Origin of the sequence: Desulfosporosinus metallidurans, assembly GCF_001936615.1 — a bacterium.
Classification (GTDB): Bacteria; Bacillota; Desulfitobacteriia; order Desulfitobacteriales; family Desulfitobacteriaceae; genus Desulfosporosinus; species Desulfosporosinus metallidurans.
Genome location: NZ_MLBF01000201.1, coordinates 1 through 448 on the forward strand (window position 1 = coordinate 1; position 448 = coordinate 448).

At 61.4% G+C, this 448-nt stretch carries 1 pseudogene; it reads right to left on the minus strand.

Annotation, left to right across the window (positions count from 1 at the left end):
• Positions 1–448, minus strand: a pseudogene (locus DSOL_RS26380) (FprA family A-type flavoprotein); the annotation flags it as partial.

The window sequence follows — 448 nt, forward strand, 5'->3', positions numbered from 1 at the left end:
AAGACGTGCAGGTTCATGAGTTTGACCGTCAGGCCATGCTCCATGAGACCGGTGGCGATGGCGTGGGCCATGCGCTCGGTGGAATGCCACATGGTGTCAAAGACCAGCACGGCCTTTTTCTTCTGCTTCTGGCAGGCCAGTTCCTTGTAGCGCGCGATCACCCAGGCGGCGTCTTCGCGGGTCCGGAACATGAGGCCGTGGTCAGGGCAGATGTAGCGGATATCCAGGCCCATGGACTCGATGGTCTCGATGGTCTTCTGGGCGATGGGGCTAAAGGGCAGGACGATGTTGGCGAAGTAGCGGTCGAGTTGTTTGCGCAGCAGGCTGCGGTCCACTTCGTCGACGAAGCGTTCGCTGGTGGCCCAGTTCTGGCCGAAGGCGTCGGAGGAGATGAGCACGCCGTCTTCGGGGATGAAGGTGGCCATGTTGTCGGGCCAGTGCAGCATCC